The sequence below is a fragment of the Rhizobium sp. CB2179 genome (assembly GCF_057653455.1).
Window position 1 is genome coordinate 151,413 of the sequence record NZ_JBYGKR010000006.1, and the last position, 18,290, is coordinate 169,702.

General features: G+C 60.7%; 16 protein-coding genes. 11 read left to right on the plus strand and 5 right to left on the minus strand.

Going from position 1 to position 18,290, the window contains the following annotated elements; genetic code table 11:
* Nucleotides 1-251: 251 nt before the first annotated feature.
* Nucleotides 252-2,396: a TonB-dependent siderophore receptor gene (locus tag AC244Q_RS36245; protein ID WP_128407751.1), complete on the plus strand. Its 2,145-nt coding sequence runs from the start codon at nt 252-254 to the stop codon at nt 2,394-2,396.
* Nucleotides 2,397-2,638: 242 nt separating this feature from the next.
* On the opposite strand, the gene fhuB is transcribed toward AC244Q_RS36245, so the two are convergent.
* The 5 genes from fhuB to AC244Q_RS36270 all read right to left on the minus strand — a co-directional run bounded on the left by fhuB (nt 2,639) and on the right by AC244Q_RS36270 (nt 8,386).
* Complete coding sequence (fhuB, locus tag AC244Q_RS36250) at nt 2,639-4,606, minus strand: Fe(3+)-hydroxamate ABC transporter permease FhuB (RefSeq protein ID WP_128407712.1); 1,968 nt, start codon at nt 4,604-4,606, stop codon at nt 2,639-2,641.
* Entirely contained in the window at nt 4,606-5,484 is an 879-nt protein-coding gene (locus AC244Q_RS36255; protein WP_003555583.1) for an iron-siderophore ABC transporter substrate-binding protein, read from the minus strand. The genes fhuB and AC244Q_RS36255 overlap by 1 nt, the downstream gene beginning before the upstream one ends.
* A gap of 13 nt (nt 5,485-5,497) precedes the next feature.
* On the minus strand, nt 5,498-6,292 hold the full coding sequence (locus AC244Q_RS36260; RefSeq protein ID WP_128407750.1) for an ABC transporter ATP-binding protein: 795 nt from the start codon (nt 6,290-6,292) through the stop codon (nt 5,498-5,500).
* Between the two features lie 460 nt (nt 6,293-6,752).
* Nucleotides 6,753-7,655 carry an MBL fold metallo-hydrolase gene (locus AC244Q_RS36265; protein WP_164902377.1) on the minus strand — a complete coding sequence of 301 codons (903 nt, stop codon included), beginning with the start codon at nt 7,653-7,655 and terminating at the stop codon, nt 6,753-6,755.
* 98 nt (nt 7,656-7,753) lie between these two features.
* On the minus strand, nt 7,754-8,386 hold the full coding sequence (locus AC244Q_RS36270) for a DsbA family protein (RefSeq protein WP_128407710.1): 633 nt from the start codon (nt 8,384-8,386) through the stop codon (nt 7,754-7,756).
* Between the two features lie 113 nt (nt 8,387-8,499).
* Here AC244Q_RS36270 and AC244Q_RS36275 point away from each other — a divergent pair, with 113 nt between their 5' ends.
* The 10 genes from AC244Q_RS36275 to AC244Q_RS36320 all read left to right on the plus strand — a co-directional run bounded on the left by AC244Q_RS36275 (nt 8,500) and on the right by AC244Q_RS36320 (nt 18,190).
* On the plus strand, nt 8,500-9,393 hold the full coding sequence (locus AC244Q_RS36275) for a LysR family transcriptional regulator (RefSeq protein ID WP_012760716.1): 894 nt from the start codon (nt 8,500-8,502) through the stop codon (nt 9,391-9,393).
* A gap of 190 nt (nt 9,394-9,583) precedes the next feature.
* Nucleotides 9,584-9,850 carry an acylphosphatase gene (locus tag AC244Q_RS36280; RefSeq protein ID WP_017997643.1) on the plus strand — a complete coding sequence of 89 codons (267 nt, stop codon included), beginning with the start codon at nt 9,584-9,586 and terminating at the stop codon, nt 9,848-9,850.
* A gap of 154 nt (nt 9,851-10,004) precedes the next feature.
* Nucleotides 10,005-10,655: a Rieske 2Fe-2S domain-containing protein gene (locus AC244Q_RS36285; protein WP_128407709.1), complete on the plus strand. Its 651-nt coding sequence runs from the start codon at nt 10,005-10,007 to the stop codon at nt 10,653-10,655.
* On the plus strand, nt 10,652-11,497 hold the full coding sequence (locus tag AC244Q_RS36290; RefSeq protein WP_128407708.1) for an aromatic ring-hydroxylating oxygenase subunit alpha: 846 nt from the start codon (nt 10,652-10,654) through the stop codon (nt 11,495-11,497). Before AC244Q_RS36285 ends, AC244Q_RS36290 begins: the two co-directional genes overlap by 4 nt.
* The gene (locus AC244Q_RS36295) at nt 11,494-12,153 is read left to right on the plus strand and encodes a glutathione S-transferase family protein (RefSeq protein WP_128407707.1); all 660 of its coding nucleotides are present in this window, start codon (nt 11,494-11,496) and stop codon (nt 12,151-12,153) included. The genes AC244Q_RS36290 and AC244Q_RS36295 overlap by 4 nt, the downstream gene beginning before the upstream one ends.
* 1 nt (nt 12,154) lies before the next feature.
* A complete protein-coding gene (locus AC244Q_RS36300; protein ID WP_128407706.1) occupies nt 12,155-13,534 on the plus strand; it encodes an amidohydrolase in 1,380 nt (459 codons plus the stop codon).
* Nucleotides 13,535-13,560: 26 nt separating this feature from the next.
* Nucleotides 13,561-14,658: a BMP family ABC transporter substrate-binding protein gene (locus AC244Q_RS36305; protein WP_012760710.1), complete on the plus strand. Its 1,098-nt coding sequence runs from the start codon at nt 13,561-13,563 to the stop codon at nt 14,656-14,658.
* A gap of 3 nt (nt 14,659-14,661) precedes the next feature.
* A complete protein-coding gene (locus tag AC244Q_RS36310) occupies nt 14,662-16,182 on the plus strand; it encodes an ABC transporter ATP-binding protein (RefSeq protein WP_128407705.1) in 1,521 nt (506 codons plus the stop codon).
* Nucleotides 16,182-17,282 (plus strand): ABC transporter permease, encoded by a 1,101-nt coding sequence (locus AC244Q_RS36315; protein WP_012760708.1) that lies wholly within the window; start codon nt 16,182-16,184, stop codon nt 17,280-17,282. Before AC244Q_RS36310 ends, AC244Q_RS36315 begins: the two co-directional genes overlap by 1 nt.
* A complete protein-coding gene (locus AC244Q_RS36320) occupies nt 17,279-18,190 on the plus strand; it encodes an ABC transporter permease (RefSeq protein WP_128407704.1) in 912 nt (303 codons plus the stop codon). The genes AC244Q_RS36315 and AC244Q_RS36320 overlap by 4 nt, the downstream gene beginning before the upstream one ends.
* The last annotated feature ends 100 nt before the right edge of the window (nt 18,191-18,290 follow it).

Genomic DNA, 18,290 nt, shown 5'->3' on the forward strand with positions numbered 1-18,290 from the left:
GTTAGACGATCGTCCTTGAGACGAACGTCCTTGCGCGTGCACTCGTCAAGGTCGGCGCCTCATGGCGTTTGGGATTACCTCCTCTTCTCCGTGTTGCCGCTAAACCTCATGGTCCCGACCAGGAGCAAAGATGGTCACAAAAGCGGGATTTTTAAGTTGACTCCAATTCTCCTGTTTGAGTAAACGGACTCGCTGCAGTGGCCGGAGGGGCGGCCGTCACGCTGCTCGATATTGGTCTGACAGGGGATAGTATGACAGTAGGACTACAGGGAAAGTTGCGTGTGTTCACAAGCCGATTGATTGCGAGCAGCGCTTTGATGACAGTGTCGTTCGGATCGGTAGGCATCGGCTGGGCCCAAGACAATGCGGCGGAAGAGGCGACGCAATTGGCCCCGATCGTCATAACCGGCAAGTCGGATCGTGTGGTTGGCCCTGATCGCACCATCGTTGCCAAGGATACCGCCACAGGCACCAAAACAGATACTCCGGTCGTCGATGTCCCTGCGTCCGTGTCGGTGGTGACGCAAAAAGAGTTGGAAGAGCGTCATGTGGACAATCTTCAGCAGGCGGTCGCTTATACCGCCGGCGTCTTTTCGGATGAGTTCGGAAACGACGATCGCTACGATTATATAAGAATTCGCGGCTTCGATCAGACGGCGCTCGGCACCTATCGGGATGGACTGGCGGCGCGCATTCCTGCCTGGTTCACGGCCAGCCGCCTCGAACCCTATGGTCTTCAGCGCGTCGAGGTCCTGAAAGGATCGACTTCGACCCTCTTTGGCCTTAACGGCCCGGGGGGACTGGTCAATGCGATCACCAAGCGTCCCTTGGATGAGAAGCATGGCGAAGTGTACACGTCTTATGGGGATGGCACCAAGGAAGTGGGTGCGGATTTCGGCGGCCCGATCGATGCCGATGGCGTTTGGACCTACCGGCTTACCGGACTTGCCAAGGACGGTGACCAAGGCTTGGATTATTCGAACGACGACCGCACCTACATTGCACCGGCACTGACGATCAAGCCGGACGAGGGGACCTCGCTCACCATTCTGACCGATTACTATAAACGCGATGGAACGGGCGCACGGGGCGTTCCGACCGGTGCAAATATCGATGTCGACACCTTCCTCGGCGAACCGGACTTCAATCGCTTCAATACGGAGCAGGTCGACATCGGATATCAGTTCGAGCACGAGATCAACGACAACCTGACCTTCCGCTCCAACGCTCGCTATACACATTTGAGCCTGGATTATGCTGAAGTCTATGGCGCATCGCTGGACCCGACGGCCAATCGAACGGCGTTCTCGGTTGACGGCACGTCCAACCGCTACGCCTTCGACAATCAGCTCCAGTACGATACCGGATGGGACGGGATCGACAGCAAGACGCTGGTCGGCGTTGATTACACCAGTGACAATACGCGCGAAAACATCCTGTTCGGCACGGCGGGGCCGATCGATATTGATAATCCGGTCTATTGCGGTCTTTCCTGCATTAACCTTGGCCCTTATGTGAACTGGCGCGTCAAACAGCAGGCGCTCGGGATCTATGCTCAGGAGCAATTGACGTTCGACGATCGATGGATCGTTACCCTGGGCGGACGATGGGACCAGGTTCACACGACCGCGGATTACCTCGATAGCGGGACAAGCGACGACGACACGGCGTCAGCTTTCACCAAGCGGGCCGGACTGACGTATAAATTTACGCCGAACCTCGCAGCCTATGCGAACTATTCGGAAAGCTTCCAGCCGCTAGTCGCGCAGACCGCAAACGGCTACGCTGTGACGGGCTCGTTGAAACCACAGCAGGGTGAACAATACGAAGTTGGCCTCAAATATCAGCCGGATGGGTTTGACGGCCTCTTCACCTTGGCGCTGTTTGATCTTACCCAAACCAATGTGCCGAGCTATGTCAGCCCTCTGGTGCAGGAGCAGATCGGCAAGGTCGGTGTGCGCGGCATCGAATTTGAAGGGAAAGCCGCAATCAATGACAGGCTCAATCTCACGCTTGCTTATTCCTATTGGGATGCTGAAATCCGCGAAGACGGGACAGGCGGCAATGTCGGTAACCGGCCTTCCCGCGTGCCGCGACATCTGGCATCGGCCTGGCTTGATTACACGATTCCGGGAGACGGATGGCGCGGTGACCTGACGATCGGGGGAGGTGTCCGCTATATCGGTCAAACCTACGGTGACGATACAAATACGGTGTCGCTTTCCAGCTATACGCTCGTTGATGCCGCGGTCAGCTACAAGGTGACCGAGGACGTGACGCTGGCCGTCAATGCAACGAACCTGTTTGACCATAAATATCTCGCCACCAGCTATTACGGAACTGAGTTCTACGGCGATCGGCGTAAGGTCGTCGGCACGCTGAAGTATTCCTGGTAAAGTGGCGGACGCCGCCTTTGTCCAATCAAGGCGGCGTCCGCATTCTGAGCGTCGAAAGAAGCAATTATCCGCGGAGAAGCCGAACTATCGCGCCGGTATCCCTGCCGTTGTCGGGGCCGCTTGTCTGCGGATCTTCGCTGACGGAGCAAAACGCTCCTATTGATGGCGGGTTTTTCTTGCCGCGATGACAGCCACGGCTCTGCGGTGCCTGCCTCATGGCCGCCCCTCCCTACGCATAACCCTCAGCTGGCACTGCGCTTCCGCATCATCAGCATCAAGAACGGCGCTCCGATGAGTGCGGAAACGAGACCGGCCGGGATCTGGTAGGGCGATACGATCGTGCGGCCGACGAAATCAGCCGCAACCATAAGCCCCCCTCCGATCAGAGCGGCGCCAACCATTTGCGGCAGCGCGCGGGCCAATCCCGCCTCCCGCGCAAGGTGAGGTCCCATGAGGCCGATAAATGACAACGGGCCAACCGTGAGCGTCGCGGCAGCCGTCAACAATCCTGCAAGGCCAAAAAGCGCAAATCGCGATTTCGCCAAGGGTATACCGACCGCCGCCGAAGGCGACGGCCCAAGCGGAAGGATGTCAAGCCAACGGCGAGCGGCGAGCGAGACGGCAATCAGCACGGCGCCGAGCGCTACCTCCATTGCGGCGGTCGACCCGTCGATAAGATAGGTGGACCCGCTCATCCACCGCATCAGCAGCGCTGCTCTCGGATCTCCCGTCGAGCTCAACACGCCGACGACGGCATCGACCATCGCGCTTAAGGCAATGCCCGCCAGCAGGACTCGCTCAGGCGCAAACGCCGATCGCCGGGAACTGACGAAGATGACAAAAAGAACGCTGATCGCACCGGCCACGGCAAACGCAAATTGCCCGGAAAACCCTGGAGCGACGGCAAACAGGGCAATTGCAACACCGAAGGTCGCGCCGGCACTGATCCCCAGAACTTCGGGACTTGCCATTTCGTTTCCGGTCAGCCGCTGAAGGATCGAGCCCGCGACCGCAAGCATGGCGCCCGATGTCAGGGCGGCGAGGATTTTAGGTATCCTGATCGCAAGAACATCGACCGAAAATTCGCCTGATGTAAAAGCCCAGCCGCCGTTGTCGCGTCCGAGAAACGCGCTGACCATCAACAGGACGAGCAGGCCGGCGGCAGCGACGATGACCGGTCGGGTTCCATCCCATCGACGTGGCCGTCTGAACACCGGCGATTGCTGTAGCCTATGACGGATCTTCAGCCGCGGCAGGAGCGCGAGAAGCAGCGGCGAACCGAAGATGGCCGTCACCGCCCCCGTCGGCAAGAAATCACCAAGTCCGCCGGCGACAAGTTGCAGGATGGAGTCGGCGAAGAACAGCAGTCCGGCGCCGATCAGGGGAGACCAAAGGATGAGCTGCGCGGGACGCCGTGCTCCGGACAATCGCGCAATCGTCGGCGCGACCAGTCCAATGAAACCGATGACCCCAACGGCGCTCGTGACAAATGCAGCAAGCGCGACGGCAAGGGCGACGACAACGAAACGCAGGCGGACCAATCTGACGCCGAGTGCCGTGGAACTGCTCTCGCCAAGATCGAGCAGCGAAAGCGGTCTCATCACGAACGCGCAGCCGATGGCGATGACGGCCAACTTCCAAAGAAGCGACAAGGGAATGACCCAGCTTTGCTGTGCCAGCGAGCCGGCGCCCCAGATGAACAGGCTCGAGAGGTAGCGCTGGTTCAAATAGGTCAGGATGGCAGCGAGGCCACCGCACCATAGACTGAGAACCAGCCCCGACAAAACAAGCGAATAAGGCGAAAAACCACGGCGCGCCCCCAAGCTGACGACGATCGCAGCAGCGGTCGCACTGCCAATCAGAGCGACAAGATCGCGGCCGGCGCCAAGCAGGTCGGGGAGAAATAACGATGTTACCACCAGCGCCAGGTTTGCGCCGGCGGACACGCCGAGGGTGGTAGGATCGGCGAGCGGGTTTCGCAAAACTTGCTGAAACAGCGCCCCGGACAGGGCAAGTGCGCCTCCGGCAATCAGCGCCGTCGCGAGGCGGGGAAGCGTCGAATAGGTGAACACCATTCGCGTGACATCGTAATCCGGTCGGGCGATTTCTGACAACGCAGGAGCGGCAAGAAACCACGCTGCTACGCCTCCACCGCACATCAGGAGGAGGAAGACAATTGCTGGCCCGATATTGTCGCGGCGGGATACCATCAAGCTTCCTTTTCCAGAAGATCTGTCAAAAGGCCCGCAAAACGCATGGCCTCGTTCACCATCCCGAACATCAGGGCTGGCGGCAGAATCGACAGATGGCCTGGACGCGCAAACGAAAGCCTGTTCCACAGGGGGCTCTGAGCGAGTTTCGGAAGAACGTCCGGAGGAATCGGGTCAAATGCGATCAGACGCGCGTCCGGATCGGTAATCTTGGAGAGATCTTCAATGCCGATCGTTTCAAAGCCCCAGTAGTTCGACTCTCTGGTCCAGGCATTCCGGACACCGATGCGCTCTAGCACATTGTGGAACAGTCCGGGGCTCGAGTAGATGCGGGCATGGCGGGCATCCATGAAGTTCACCAGGGCGACCGGCGGCAGGTTCTTGCCCACCAGGCGGCTGCGGCATTGCGCAAAGAAGACGTCGGCGCGCGCCAGGAACTGCTCTGCTTCATTCTCACGTCCAAGCTCAATGGCCAATTTACGCGTTGCCGCGATGGCAGCGGTAAGAATAGGTCCAATGCCCGGCGTAAAGATTTCCAGCCGAACGACTTTCGCCACCGCCTGCAGCTTGGGCAACAGCTCATCCAGGTAGGGTGTGGTCAAGATAATGTCGGGCTTCAGCGTGACGAGAATTTCAAAATTGACCTCGAAAGCACTGCCGATATCGACGACGGATTTTGGCATCGGCGGTTCGACAACCCATCTGTCCCAATCGGCAAGGTCCGAAATCCCGACCGGAGGCAATCCGAGGGATAAAAGAGTGGACGCAAGACCGTAGTCGAGGCTGATGATCCTCAGGCCCATCGACTGTGCAAACAGCGGAGATGGTATGAGCGAGGCCCCGGCGAACTGCAAAAAGGATCGCCGCGAAAACCCCATAGAACGGCCGGCCTCAGCAAACATAGGCGAGTGGATAGGGCAGATTGGGCGCGGAGATCACATCCATGTCGATCCCATAGATCGCTTGCAGCGTATTCGGCGCGAGGATCGCGCTCGGTGTTCCGCTGGCAACCACGCGACCGCGTTTCAATGCATGGATCCGATCGCAGAAGCGCGCGGCCATGTTGATGTCGTGGAGCACGATGACGACACTCCTTCCGCCCTCATGCGCCAAGCGTCGCACAAGCGAGAGCACCTCGACCTGATGCGCAACGTCGAGTGCCGCAGTCGGTTCGTCGAGCAACAGGCAGCGAGCATCCTGGGCGATCAGCATCGCAATCCAGGCACGTTGCCGCTCGCCGCCCGATAGTGTCCCCATGATACGGCCGGCGAACGTCTCGATATGCGTGGCTCGAAGGGCTGCCTCGACTTTCTCTTCGTCGTTCCTGGTGAAGCGGCCGAGCGCTCCGTGCCACGGATAACGACCGCATCCCACAAGCTCGCGGACCGTCATTTCCGATCCGGTCGTGACATCCTGGGGCAGATATGCGACCGAACGCGCAAAGGCGCGTTCGCTATACATCCTCAGATCCTGGTTCCCGTAAAAGATCGATCCCGTGCTCGGCGCAAGCTGGCGAGCCAACATTTTGAGAAGGCTGGATTTGCCGGAGCCGTTGTGGCCGACGAGTGCGACAACTTCTCCTGCCGGAAATTTAAGACTGACGTCGCAGAGAATTTCGTTCCGCTCTATCAAAAGACCTATATTTTCGGCGACAAAAGTTTCAGCCGTTCGAGGCGGATCTTGCATCGGGAGTATAGCCACGTGACTTCCTTTAACCGGGTGACAGGTCGGTACTAAAGATGAGAGCGGCAATCAACTATTTTCGTTAGTCCTCCGCCTAGCTCCCTCGTCATCTCGTGCGGCGGCCTCGGCTTTCGGCCGGCAACGCCGGCTTTGTGCCGCCTCACGTTAAGAGGGGAAGAGGAAGTCAAAATCCTCTCCAGCGTGTGTAGTTCCGTTGAGATTATCATTATTTGGGCGTCGCTTGACGGATCTTTCGCAGTTCAACGGAGAAAATATATGCAATCTAAGATTGTGTAAAGTGGCATAAGCTGAATTATGGAACTACGCTATCGGCCTTCATTCGAACTTCGACGACACATGGTAAGCGCCATTTAAGTGCTGACGACTGCATCACCACTTTTGCGGCCTTCCCAGAGATGAAGGGCCCTCCCGGGCCCTTCGGATCAATTTGAAGATCGGCCGTTCAGCCCCACTTCATTTCTCCCTTAGCAACCTTGGAGCCGATGTCGAGCGCAACCCCCATGCCGAGACCGGGGAAGCGGGCTTCCATGGCGGCCTTCAGCGCAGCGGAATCGGCTGCCTTGGCGAGTTCTTCCTCGAAAGCGAGCAGATAGCTCTTCGTGTGTTCGACGGCGGACAGATCGGTTGCCGCTTCCGGCGTCATGTGGCCGGGAACGACAATCGTTGGCTTGCGAGCGCTGATTTTGTCGAGGGTGGCCACCCAAGCGGCACGCTGCTCCGGAGCCTGGGTGTCGGCCGTCCACACGTGGACGCCGGAGAAAATCATGACGCCCCCGAAAACGGCGTTCAGCGATGGCACGAACAGGTACCGGCGATTGCTTAACCCTGCTTCGGCCGCGACAATCTCGACTGTTTCGCCATCAACTGTGACGCTTGGAGCGTCGAAGGCTTCCGGCATGACGATGTCTGCAAGGGTCTGCGGGCCGTTCTCCTTGAGCTGCGGCCCCCAAACGGCAAGCTTTTTCTCGATATTGCCCTTGATCGCTGCAATCGTATCGGAAGCGCCCAGCACTTTTGTGCCGGGAAAGGCTTCGAGGACCGGCTTCAGGCTGAAGTAATAGTCTGGATCGGACTGGCTGACATAAATTGCGGTCAGCGTCTTGCCGGTGGCCTTGATCGCCTCCGCCAGCGCACGGCCGTCGGGATAGGTGAACCCGCCATCGATCAGCAACGCTTCGCTGGCGCCGGTCAGCAGCACCGGAGCGCGAAAGAAGCCATTCTGACCGGCGGGGAAGTGCTTCCAGGCCAGCTTTGATCCGGCCGCGTTGCCGAGATCGGCAGGCGCAAAAACGGCAACGGCGCCGGCTGCGAGGGTGGTTTTCATGATTTCTCTCCTTGAATACATGGTTGTCTCCGATGTTCGCCAGTTTCGATTTTCTGCTGCCGTGAGGGTTGCCCCCCGCAGGTCGGTAGTTCATGGAACGGTCTGCTGAAAACGAACGATCACGCTGCCTGAAGCTCGGCAGCAAGTCGGTCAAAGCCGCCGAACAAGGCATCGCTGCGCAGCACGCGGCGCTTATCGCCGTCGCTGACCAAAAGCGCCGGGACACCATCCGTCCGGAATGCAGCCATGAGTTGGCGGGACTTCCCGATCCTGTTGCGATAGATTTCGAGCAGAGCCTCGTCCGGAGCCCGGACACGAGCGGCGGAATCGGAAAAGCCGGCCTGATCGAGAACGTCGGCCACGACAGCGATCTCCGAGGTATTGCGGCCGTCAACATAGCGAGCGCTTTGAAGTGCCTTCAGGGCATCGCCTTCCCTGTCGAGTTGCGTCACCCCGACGGCTATGATCCCAAGCGTCGCAGGGGCGGAGTCGAACATACCGTCTGCGCCCCCGAGAACCTGATCGCGATAGAGCTGGCTGAAGACCTGCCCCGTGAGCCGGTTGATCCGCTGGTCATTGTGCCAGGCATAGGCTGCGAAACGTTCATCCAACGGACGGGCGCCTTCGCCCGCGAAGAGCCCGGTGGGCGCAAGCTCGACGGTGAGATTGTCAAGCTTGGCCATTTTGTCGAGCGCGGGCGCCGCACCATAGCACCAGCCGCAAAGCGGATCGTAGAGATAGGTAAGATGCATATCGGACCATCCTTGAGCGATGGACAACAGATAGTGCACTTTTATTGAGTGATAAATATTGTTAAATGTGACAGAATGTATGTCAAAAACTTACAATCAAATGGAAGAAGGTTATGGAGGCTGTCAACCTCAATCGGCTGGCCTATTTCGCAGCCGTCGTCGATACCGGCTCGTTCACGAAAGCTGCCGAGCGCCTCGCAATCACGAAGACGGTCGTCAGCCAGCAGGTTGCGCGGCTGGAAGCTGAGTTGAAAACCAGCTTGCTCCTCCGAACAACACGACGCGTCGAGCCGACTGAGGCCGGCAAGCTTCTCTACGCGCGCTGCGTCTTGATTTTCCGCGAAGCCGAGGACGCGGTCGATGAAATCACCCGCGCAAATGCCGAGCCGACAGGCATGCTACGCATTGCTGCGCCCAATGATTATGGTGCGAGCACGATCGCTCCGATTGCTGCATCCTTTATCCGGAAGTACCCCGCTTGCAGGGTCGAGCTTCTGCTCGCCGATACGAAGATGGATCTGCTCGCCAATCAGATCGATCTGTCGATCCGCGTTGGTTGGCTCGATGACTCCAGTCACCAAGCGAGACGGATCGGTTCGTTCCGGCAGTTTCTTGTGGCGTCTCCCAGCTTCTCCGCCACGCTCAGTTTGAACAGTCCAGAGGATGCGGCGGGCCAGCCGTTTATCGCCAATCTGGCCCTCAAGGAGCCGGTGACCTGGAGGTTTATCCAGGGCGATTTCGACAGGCGCACCGTGCGGATGCAACAGAGCCTCATGAGCAATTCGACGCCTGCGGTTCTCGCGGCCACGCTTGCGGGGGCGGGCATATCCGTGCTGCCGGATTTTCTGGCTGGAGAGCATATAGACGCTGGCCGACTGATAAGATTGTTGCCGGACTGGAGCCTGCCGGCCGGAGGAATCTATGTCGTCTATCCGGCAGCTCGGTTCCGCACACCCAAAGTCACGGCTTTTGTCGCAATGCTGACTGGCGGTCGCTCGCCCGACTAGGCTGTGCCATCACGCAGCCTGAGTTGTTTCCATACGTCGCGTCGCCAGCGGCGCAGCCATACGGTGGCGGGGAATTGGTATGCCGCCGCAGGGCTTTGCAAAGGAAACTCCGACACCATATTCTCGCCTTGACGGCGACCCCTTCCCGAAGTTCATTCAGGCGCTATGATGTAGGAAAACAAGGGCGAGCATGGGACAAGATACAAGCGACCTTCTAGAACGGATGACGATTGTCGGTGATCTCGAGGTGGCCTCCTTCGTTCCCTGGATCCGGCGCCATGCCGCCAAGCTTGGGCTTTCGCACACCATATCTCATACGAGTTCCATGCGGATCGAACTTGAGGTTGCTGGGCCGGTGGAGCTGATCGACATGATGGAGATGGGATGCTCTCTCGGGCCCATCGACGTGTGGGTCGAGAGGATAGATCGCACGGCGATCAGCGGCGAAAGGACCTAGTGCCGGGCTGTGGCACATTTCCCCCGTGCATATTATTTACTCATTGTTGCCAATGCGAAATAATTATGCAAACCTGATAAGGTTGAGCGGAAGTGCCTCGATGCCGAGGTGGGACGTGCTCGGCAAGCATATGATTTATTTGGGAACTCTAGTCATGCCATCCGCTACGACCGGCTTTTGGACGCCAGTCGCCCTTTCCCGGGATTTGCCGGCCGGAACCGTCATACCGGCACGGACTACAGCCGGATCGATTGCCCTGTGGCGCAGCGCTTCGGGGCGCATATCGGCATCGGCGGATCGTTGTCCGCATCGTGGCATGCGCTTGTCTCACGGCTTCGTGCGCGGCGAGACGCTCTCCTGCATCTATCACGGTTGGAGCTACGGCCAGGCCGGAAACTGTCTCCGCATTCCGGCTCATCCAGGCCTGACGCCACCGGAGACAATCCGCGTCGCCACCCATGACGTCGAGGAAACAGATAACGTGATCTGGGTGGCTGTGGGTGCGCCCGCTTCGAAGCCACCGAGGCTTGATGACCTCACTCCCTTGCGTTCGCTGACGGCATTCGCCGGCATCGCGGCGATCGAGGCGGCGGCCGGTGCGAAGACGAGCCCTGACGGTCTTGTCGAAATCGACGCATCCACCGGGGTCGTCTGTCTGCTATTATCCGCTTGGGAAGACGGACAGACGTTGATCCATGTGCTGCTGAAGGGTGACACCGGCCCGGAGGCGGGCATCGGCGCCTCACGGGTCGCCGAGAGCCTGCGCCGCCGGGCTGAGGGTCTTCAGAGGGATATCGCGCAATGACCATGCAGGCGATGATCGACGAATGGTATCCTGTCGGGCTTTTCAGTCAGCTCGACAGCGCTGGTCGCACGACGGCGTTGATGGGCGAGCCGATCGAAGTGGCACGCGATGCCGATGGCAATGCGAAGGTGACGGGCAGAGACGGCCGTGTTCTGCCGGTGCGTGTGCGTTACGGTCATGTCTGGTCCTCCCTCGGCGAGCCGAAGAAGGAGCTTTTCCCCATTCCCGAGGCTGACCAGCCCGGCCGCCGCTTCGTCGATGTCGGCGTGGTGCGCGTGCGCTGCTCGCCGCTGCGCGCCGTCGAGAACTTCCTCGACATCGCCCATTTCCCCTTCGTCCACACCGACATTCTCGGCGCGGAGCCGCACACCGAGGTCCAGAACTACAAGGTCGAGATCCGCGAGGAAGAAGACGAGGTCTGGGCAACGCAGGTGAAATTCTACCAGCCGCAGGCCGCCAAGTCGGCAAGTGGCGGGATCACGACGGAATACATGTACCGCGTGCCGGCGCCCACCTGCTCCGTGCTTTACAAGACCTGCCCGCCGCGCCCGAGCGAATGGGATGTCATCACGCTCTTCGTGCAGCCGCTGGCCGAAGACCTCTGCGACGTCTGGCCATGGATGGCGCTCTTCGATGATGAGACCGCGATGACCGACCTCATCCACTTCCAGCAGACGATCTTTCTGCAGGACCGTTCGATCCTCGAAAACCAGATCCCGCGGCTGCTGCCGCTCGACCCCGGCATGGAAATTCCGACGCGGGCCGATCTGACATCGATCGCTTACCGGCGCTGGCTGAAGCGTCACAATTATACCTACGGCGCACAGCTGGTGGCGCAATGAAGCTCTACGACTATATTCTCTCGCCCAGTTGCTACAAGGTGCGCCTGATGGCGGCGCTGACCGGCGTGAAGCTTGACTTGCGCCCGGTAGATTTCCATCCCGGCGCCGAGCATCGAGGCCCCGAGCTGCTTGCACTCAATCCGGCAGGCTCCATTCCGATCCTGGAGGATGGCGACCTGATCCTGACCGAGTCGTCGGCGATCCTCGTCTATCTCGCCGCCAAGGCAGCACCCGAATGGCTGGGCAGCGTCAAGGCCGAGGAAGCGGCGCGGGTGCAGCAATGGCTGTCGTTCTCCGGCCGGCTGACGGCAAGCCTCGGCGGTGCGCGGCTCCATGAAATGCTGCTGCGGCCGGGCGATATCGGCGCGCTGCAGGCCCAGGGCATCGCCGCCCTTCGCGAGCTTGAAGCCGGGCTTGTCGAGCAGGGTCTTCGCGGCATGCGTTTCCTCGCCGCCGACCGGCCGACAATTGCCGACATCGCCTGCTTTCCCTATGTGGCGCTGGCGCCCGATGGGGGCGTCACGCTGGATGCTTATCCTGCGATCCGGCTCTGGTCCCGGGCGCTGCGCGCCCTCGACAAGTTTATCGAAATGCCTGGCATTCACCGACTACACGAGTTGAAGCCCGAACCCCAGATCGAACCGGGCGAGGCGTGAGATGGCTGGATATCTCCTGAAGAACTGCGCTGCCGTGATCGTCGACGAGGGCAAAGGGCCGGTCGCCCATCGCAATGTCGATCTCCTGACCAACGGTCCGGCGATTATGGCGATCGGTAAGAATCTGGGGGCGGACGCGCTGCCTGCCGGCACGACCGTTCAGGATGCTGCCGGCTGGTTCGTCTATCCGGGCCTCGTCAACACCCATCATCACTTCTTCCAGTGCTTCGTGCGCAACCGTGCCGATCTCGACTGGACGAAGCTCTCGGTGATCGAGTGGCTGGACCGCATCTACCCGATCTTTTCGCAGCTCAATGAGGAGTGCTTTTACCACTCCTCCGTCACGGCGATGGCCGAGATGGTCAAGCATGGCTGCACCACGGCCTTAGATCACCAATACAATTTCCCCCGGCACGCCGGAAAGCGGCTGATCGACCGCCAGTTCGAAGCAGCCGAACTGCTCGGCATGCGTTTCCATGCCGGCCGCGGCGGCAATACCCTGCCGAAGTCGGAAGGCTCGACTATCCCGAACGAGATGCTGGAAACGACCGACGAATTCATCGCCGACTGCGCACGGCTGATCGAGACCTACCACGATACCAGCCCCTTCAGCATGCGCCAGGTCGTGGTCGCGCCGTGCCAGCCGGTGAACTGCTACCCAGAGACCTTCGTGGAATCGGTGGCATTGGCGCGTGATCGCGGCGTCATGATGCATACCCATGTCGGCGAAGGCGAAAGCCCGGTCATTCAGGCTCGCCATGGCATGCGCACGGTCGACTATCTGGAAGAACTCGGCTTTGCCGGGCCTGATACTTTCTATGCCCATTGCTGGGAACTGACACACGACGAACTCAGGAAGATGGCGGCCAGCGGCACCGGTGTCGCGCATTGCCCGGAACCAGTCTATCTGGTCGGCGCTGAGGTCACCGACATTCCCGCCATGGCCGCCTTCGGCCTGCGTGTCGGCCTCGGCTGCGACGGCGCGGCCTCCAACGACAACTCCAACCTGATGCACTGCCTGCATTCCGCCTACATGCTGCAATGCCTCGTCTCCTCCAGCCGTGCCCATCCCGTGCCGCCGCCGGTCGATTTTCTCGGCTACGGCACGGCAGGCGGCGCCAGCCTGCTCGGCCGGCGCGATATCGGCCGGCTCGCGCCCGGCATGGCTGCCGACCTGTTTGCGATCGACACTCGGCGTATGGATTATGTCGGCACGCGCCACGATCCGCTGAGCCTGATTGCCCGCGTCGGCATCGGCATGGCGACGGACATGACCATGATCAATGGCCGCGTCGTCTGGCAGAAGGGCGAATTTCCCGGGCTCGACGAAGCCAAGTTGGCTGCCGATGCCGAGGCCGCACTATCCACCGTGGAATTTTAAAAAAACCAAAAGAGGGAACTGAGAACATGACCAAACTGACCCGCAGAAACCTGATGACGGCCGCTGCCGCCACCGGCCTTGCCGGCGTGCTCGGCAGCCGCCTTGCTTTGGCCGCCGACGAGCCGCTCGGCATCACGCTCGTCGTCCCGTCGCCGATCGGCGACGTTGGCTGGGGGCATGCGCTTGCCGCCGGTCTCGAGCCGATCAGGGCCGCTTACGGCGACAAGGTAAAGGTCACCGTGCTTGAGAATATCGCGGAAGGCCCGGACGCCGACCGCATCATGAACAAGACCGTCGCCGACGGAAACAAATTCCTGATCGCCGGCTCTTTCGGCTATCAGAACGGCGCCTTGCAGATCGCCCGCCGCGATCCAAGCGTCACGGTCCTGCACGCCTCCGGCTTCCAGGTTGCTCCGAACTTCTCGCCCTTCGCCGCCAAGTATTTCCAAGGTACCTATCTGCTCGGCATGGCTGCCGCAGCACTTTCCAAGACCGGCAAGCTTGGCTCTGTCTCCGCCTTCGCCATTCCCGAACTCATCACGTCCATCAACGCCTTCACCCTCGGCGCCCAAGCCGTCAAGCCCGACATCGAGGTCTCGGTGGTCTGGGTGAACTCATGGTTCGACCCGGCCAAGGAGCAGGAAGCCGCCAAAGCCCTGATCGCGCAGAAATGCGACGTGATCTTCTCCAACGCCCAGGACACGCCGTCTGTGATCTCGGCCTGCGAGGAAGCCGGCGTCTACGCCTTCAACCTCAACTCCTCGATGAAGAAGTACGCACCGAAAACCTATCTCGGATGCATCTCGACGGACTGGTCGCCGTTCTTCAAGGCATCGGTCGACGCCCACCTTGCCGGCACTTTCAAGGGCGCCAATGCGTTCCTCGGCGTCGCCGACAAGGTCGTCGAAGTGGTCGACTGGAATGCGGATGTTCCGGCTGACGTGATGACCAAGATCAAGGAGATCGAGGCAAAGGTTGCCGACGGCAGCTTCTCGCCCTTCACCGGGCCGATCGCCAAGGCCGACGGCAGCGAAGGTGTCGCATCCGGTGCAACCATGGCCGACCCCGAGATCATCGCCATGAACTGGCACGTCAAGGGCGTCTCCACGCCGCTGCCGAAATAAGTCATGACCACCCCGCTCCTGTCGCTGCGCGGCATTTCGAAGAGCTACGGCCAGATCCATGCCAATCAGGCCATCGATCTGGACGTGGCGCCGCAATCGATCCATGCGATCCTCGGAGAAAACGGGGCGGGAAAATCGACGCTGATGAAACTGATCTACGGCGTCGAGCAACCGGATGACGGTGAGGTCATCTGGGAAGGAAACTCTTTGCGCCTCGCCTCCCCCGCCGAGGCGAGGCGCAACGGCATCGGCATGGTCTTCCAGCACTTCTCGCTGTTCGAGACCCTGACCGTCCTGGAGAATATTCGGCTGGTCGTGCCGGGCCGCAAGGCTGAGCTCAAGGAACGCATTCGGACGCTCGGACGGGAATTCGGCCTCGAAGTCGACCCGCTCGCCCATGTGCATGCGCTGTCCGTCGGCGAGCGGCAGCGGGTGGAGATCATCCGAAGCCTGATGACCAATCCGAAGCTGCTGATCCTCGACGAGCCCACCTCCGTCCTGCCGCCGCAACTGGTGGAGAAGCTCTTCGACACACTGCGCCGGCTGCGCGACGGCGGCGTTTCCATCCTGTTGATCTCCCACAAGCTCGAGGAAATCCGGGCGATCTGTGACCGGGCGACGATCCTGCGCGGCGGACAGGTGACCGGAGATGTCGACCCGCGCGAGCATGATGCCCATGACCTTGCCCGCATGATGATCGGCCGTGAGATGCCGGCGCCCATCTCGGCCCTGCCACTGTCCGGCGGGGAAAAGCGGCTGGAGATCATTGGGTTGGATTATCAGCCCGACGATCCCTTCGCGGTGCCGCTCTCCGGCATCAGCCTCGAGGTGCGTGCCGGAGAGATCCTAGGGATCGCCGGTATTTCGGGCAACGGCCAAGGCGAGCTTGCCGCGTTGATTTCAGGCGAGACGGTGCTGGGGCGTGACCAACGCGACCGGATCTACATGATGGAGATGGATGTCGGCAGGCTCGATGCCGCCGCGCGGCGAACGCTCGGATTTGCCTTCGTTCCCGAAGACCGGCTCGGACGCGGCGCGGTGCCCGAAATGTCGCTCGTCCTCAACAGCCTGCTGACGGCTCATCCGCTCAAGCTTTTGCGGCACGGTCTCGTCGACAAAGCGCGTGCGTTGGCGTTCACCCATGATTGCATCCGTCAGAATGATGTCCGCACGCCCGGCCCGGATGCCGAAGCCGGCACTCTATCGGGCGGCAATCTGCAGAAGTTCATCGTCGGCCGCGAAATCATGCTGTCTCCCAAATTGCTTTTCCTGGCGCAGCCGACCTGGGGCGTCGATATCGGCGCCGCATCCGCCATCCGCAGCCGTCTGGTCGCATTGCGCAATCAGGGCATGGCGATCCTCGTCATTTCCGAGGAGCTGGAGGAATTGTTCGAGCTCTGCGATTCCATCCAGGTGCTGCATCACGGCCGGCTAAGCCCGCCGCTCGCAACGCGGGACACGAAGCCCGAGGAGATCGGCCGACACATGATCGGGGCACAAGCCTCGCCCGAGAAAGTCCAGTGATGAGTGCTTGGTCCCTTGCTTTCGTTCCCACCCTGGTCCGCCGGGAGCGCGCTTCGCTTGCCGCGACCTTGCTCGCGCCCGTCATAGCACTTGTCATAGCGGTCGCGCTCAACCTCGGACTTTACATTTTGATGGGCCGTGACCCTGTCGCGGTCATTTATGCGATGCTCTTCGAGCCCTTCCTTTCCTGGGCCTCATTTTCGGAAGTGCTGCTAAAAGCAGGCCCGCTCCTTCTGATCGCACAGGGACTGGCGATCGGCTTTCGCGCCAAGGTCTTCAACATCGGCGCCGAAGGCCAGTTCATTCTTGGCGCGATCTTCGCCTCTGCCATTCCGGTCTGGTTTCCGCAAGCGACGGGCCAGTGGATCTGGCCGGCGATGCTGCTGCTCGGCGCAATCGGCGGCGCTCTCTGGGCTTCTCTCACCGCCTTCTGGCGCGTACGCCTCAACGCCAACGAGATTCTCGTTTCTTTGATGCTGAGCCTCGTTGCGGCGCAACTGCTGAACTATCTGCTGCTCGGCCCCTGGAAGGATCCGAACGGCTTCAACTTCCCCCAGTCGGTGATGTTCCAGTACGATGCGATGGTACCGACCCTGATTGCCGGTACCCGCGTCAATGTTTCGTTCCTCATCACGCTCGCTTTGTCGGTTGCGGCCTGGGTCTTCATGCAGAGGAGCTTCATCGGTTACAAGCTGCAAGTCGGCGGTCTGGCGCCGCGAGCTGCCGGCTATGCCGGCTTTAAGGAAGGGTGGGCGATCTGGCTTTCGCTGCTGATCGGCGGTTTTGCAGCCGGTCTTGCGGGGGCCGCCGAAGTCGCCGGTCCGCTCGGCCAGCTGCAGCGTTCGGTCGCGAGCGGCTATGGCTATGCGGCCATCATCGTCGCCTATCTCGGTGGCCTGCATCCGATCGGCATCGTGATCTCGGCGCTGGTCATGGCGGTCATCTATATCGGCGGCGACAATGCCATGGTCTCTGCCAACCTGCCGATCGCCGCCGTCCGTGTCTTCCAGGGCAGTCTGCTGCTCACTTACCTGATTGCCGTCGCCTTCGTGCGCTATCGCCTTGAATGGCGCCGCGCCGCCCACCGGAGCCCATCATGAACGCCATCGAGTTCATTCTTGCCGGCATGCTCGCGGCTGCGACACCGTTTCTTCTGGCAGCCCTTGGCGAGCTGGTGGCCGAGCGCGCCGGCGTCCTCAACCTCGGGGTCGAGGGATTGATGGCCTTCGGTGCCGTGCTCGCCTTCATTATCGTCTACCAGGGCGGCGGACATCTCCTGGGTTTCGTCGTCGCCGGGCTCGGCAGCGCGGTCCTTTCCCTGCTCTTTGCCTTCGTCACGCTGGGTTTCCGGGCAAACCAGGTGGCGGCGGGGCTTGCCATCGGCATTCTCGGCCAGGGCCTTTCCGCGCTTTTCGGCAAGACCTATGAAAGCCTCACGGTCAGGGGACTTCCGAAGCTTGCCTTTCCCGGACTTTCGGACCTGCCGGTTGTCGGCAGCCTTTTCGTCCAGGACATCGTCGTGTGGATTTCGCTCGCCGCGACCCTCGCTCTGTGGGCGATATTTGCCTACACCAAGCTTGGCCTCATCGTCCGCGCCGTCGGCGAGAACCCGAAAGCAGCCCACGCCATTGGCTATTCGGTAATCTCAGTCCGCGTCCTCGCCATCGCCTTCGGCGGTGCGATGGCCGGTTTTGCCGGCGCCTACGCATCGGTGGTCTATACACCACTCTGGGCCGACGGGATGATTGCCGGGCGCGGCTGGATCGCCATCGCCCTCGTTGTCTTCGGGACTTGGCTCACCGGCCGTATCTTCCTCGGCGCCTGCCTGTTCGGCGCAGTCTCGCTGATGGGGCTTGCAGCCCAGGCAACCGGACTGGACTTTCCCTCGCAACTGCTCTCGAGCCTGCCATATCTGGTCACGATCATCGTGCTCGGCATCATCTCCGCCGACCGCCGCCTGTTGAAACTGAACGGCGTCGCTTCGCTCGGCGAGCCATTCGAGCGATAGTCTTCGGTGTTGCGGGACAGCGCGGCGCGCGTGCGCTGCACAAATAGGCGCTCTCACGACCGCGCACATAGCAGCAGTCGCACAAAACCTCGGCACAAAG